Below are 2,476 nucleotides of genomic sequence, written 5' to 3' on the forward strand. Positions count from 1 at the left end.
GTTGGGGTCTGTCCCTTGGGCGCGTGGGTCTGTTTTGGGCGCGTTGCGCTTGGGCGGGACGGGCTCGGGCGCGCGTCTCGTCTGGGGGCCGGTGGGCCGGGCATGTATCTAGTTTTCCTTGCCAGCGGGGCTGTGACCAGGCATGGGGCGATTGTTGTGCCTTGTTTAGCGGTCCGGCGCCGCGGGGTGGGCGGCGCCGGGGTGGAGGTGTGCGGGGGTCAGGCGTTGGCCATGCGGCGGCGTAGGTGGTCCTTGCCCTGTTCGGCGCCCTTGCGGCTCTCGGCCTGGGCGCGGCGGAACAGGTCGGCCAGTTCGGAGTCGCCGGCGCGTTCGGCGTCGGCGATGTAGGTCTCCAGCCGCAGCGCGTTGCTCAAGCACTGCTCGACGAACCAGATCAGGTTGTAGTCCTTGTCCTTCGTGCCGGTGACGTCGCCGCTCTCCTGGGTCATGCTCATCGGTTGCCTCCTCCGGTTTGTTGTGGGCGTCCCCTACCCGGTAGGTCGTGGCCCATGCTCGGTGCGGCGTAGGGCGTAGAGGGCGGCGCCGACGACCAGGACGGCGGCCCCGGAGATCACGGACGAGAGGGGTAGCGCGAGGGCCAGGGCGACGCAGCCGAGCAGGCCTATGGCAGGTATGACGCGGGGTGGACGGCCCTCGTCTGCGGTGAGGGTCCAGGCGGACGCGTTCGCGATGGCGTAGTAGGCCAGGACGCCGAAGGACGAGAAGCCGATGGCGCCGCGGAGGTCCAGTGTTGCGGCCAGGAGCGCGACTATGGCGCCGATGGTCAGCTCAGCGCGGTGCGGGACCTTGTGACGGGGGTGGACGGCGGCCAGCGTGTGCGGGAGGTGGCGGTCGCGGGCCATCGCGAGCGTGGTGCGGGAGACGCCCAGGATCAGGGCGAGCAGTGAGCCTAGTGCGGCTATGGCTGCTGCTGTGCGTACGGCGGGGGCCAGGGCGGGGTGGCCTGCCTTGTCGACGGCGTCGGCCAGTGGTGCCGTAGCTGTGTCCAGGGCGGTGGAGCCTAGGACGGTTATGACGGCCACTGCGACTGCTGCGTAGATCGCGAGGGTAATGCCCAGGGCGATTGGGATGGCGCGGGGGATGGTGCGTGCCGGGTCGCGGACCTCCTCGCCGAGGGTGGCGATGCGGGCGTATCCGGCGAAGGCGAAGAACAAGAGGCCCGCTGCTTGTAGGACGCCGGTGGGGTTTGTGTCTGAGGTCAGGTCTAGATGGGTTGGAGTGGATGCGGTGGAGGTTAGGCAAGCGACGACTACTGCCGTGAGTGTTGTCAGGACGATGGCGACTATGACGCGGGTCAGCCAGGCGGATTTTCGTACGCCTGCGTAGTTGACTCCTGTGAGGAGTAGTACGGCGGCTACTGCGATGGTGTGGGGGTGGGCGGGCCAGACGTAGGTGCCGACGGTCAGCGCCATTGCTGCGCAGGACGACGTCTTGCCGACTATGAAGGCCCATCCGGCCAGGTAGCCCCAGAAGTCGCCTAGGCGTTCGCGGCCGTAGACGTAGGTTCCGCCGGACTCGGGGTAGCGGGCGGCCAGCCGTGCTGAGGACGTCGCGTTGCAGTAGGCGACGATGGCGGCCACACCCAGCCCGAGGAGGAGCCCTGATCCCGCGGCCCGCGAGGCGGGGGGCAGGGCGGCGAAGATGCCTGCGCCGATCATCGCCCCCAGGCCGATGACGATCGCGTCGAACACGCCTAGGCGGCGCTGTAACCGGTCGTTCATTGCGCGCTCCTCGTCGGCCCTTGTGAAGGGGTGTGCCCCGGTGTCCGCCAGGGAAGGCGTGTTCTGATTCCCAGGACGCCTATCGAGGAGATGAACATGTCATATCCCCAGCCCCGGTACTTCGGGGACGACGGTGAGATCAGCGCCGTGTTCAGGCCGGCGGACGTGGAGCCGGAACTCGCGTCGCCGTCCGGGATGAAGACGTACTACCTGGCTACCGGACGGCCGACGGGACGCGAGCACGGCGCGGCCACGGACGGGGAGTTCGGCCTCTACAACGTGGTCGGACTGCCGCCGGGCGCCGGTACGGGCACCCACTTCCACAGGACGATGTCCGAATCGTTCTTCGTGACGGACGGGACGGTGTCGCTGTTCGACGGGGAACGCTGGGTGGAGGGGACCAAGGGCGACTTCCTCTACGTCCCGCCGGGTGGGCTGCACTCGTTCTACAACCGGTCGGACGAACCGGCCTCGTTCCTGATGCTGTTCACGCCCGGCGCGCCCAGGGAGGGCTACTTCGAGGGGATCGGCGCGGTCGCCGGGCTCAGCGAGGAGGAGCGGAACCGGTTCTTCGTCGAGCACGACAGCTACTTCGTCGACGCGAAGAGAGGGCCCAAGGTCGACTGAGGCTCTTCGGTGGGCTGATGTTCGCTTTGTGCAGGTGCGGTGGCCAGGGACGCGGTGAGGAGGAGGGCGGTTGGGCGATCTTGTGGCGGGGTTAGTGCAACCGGGGC

3 protein-coding genes are annotated in these 2,476 nt (G+C 68.4%); 1 reads left to right on the top strand and 2 read right to left on the bottom strand.

The features are described 5' to 3' along the window. Positions 1–218: 218 nt before the first annotated feature. Positions 219–455 (bottom strand): hypothetical protein, encoded by a 237-nt coding sequence (locus E1287_RS42970; RefSeq protein WP_131971860.1) that lies wholly within the window; start codon positions 453–455, stop codon positions 219–221. A gap of 33 nt (positions 456–488) precedes the next feature. Next, on the bottom strand, positions 489–1,742 hold the full coding sequence (locus tag E1287_RS42975; RefSeq protein ID WP_131971862.1) for an APC family permease: 1,254 nt from the start codon (positions 1,740–1,742) through the stop codon (positions 489–491). A 96-nt stretch (positions 1,743–1,838) separates the two neighbouring features. Here E1287_RS42975 and E1287_RS42980 point away from each other — a divergent pair, with 96 nt between their 5' ends. Continuing rightward, entirely contained in the window at positions 1,839–2,369 is a 531-nt protein-coding gene (locus tag E1287_RS42980) for a cupin domain-containing protein (RefSeq protein WP_131971864.1), read from the top strand. Positions 2,370–2,476: the final 107 nt, after the last annotated feature.

This window comes from Actinomadura sp. KC06, from assembly GCF_004348735.1.
Lineage (GTDB): Bacteria > Actinomycetota > Actinomycetes > Streptosporangiales > Streptosporangiaceae > Spirillospora.

Excerpts from the sequence above, each read along its gene's own strand:
- E1287_RS42970 (WP_131971860.1), bottom strand. The coding sequence starts at position 455 with ATGAGCATGACCCAGGAGAGCGGCGACGTCACCGGCACGAAGGACAAG.
- E1287_RS42975 (WP_131971862.1), bottom strand. The coding sequence starts at position 1,742 with ATGAACGACCGGTTACAGCGCCGCCTAGGCGTGTTCGACGCGATCGTC.
- E1287_RS42980 (WP_131971864.1), top strand. The coding sequence starts at position 1,839 with ATGTCATATCCCCAGCCCCGGTACTTCGGGGACGACGGTGAGATCAGC.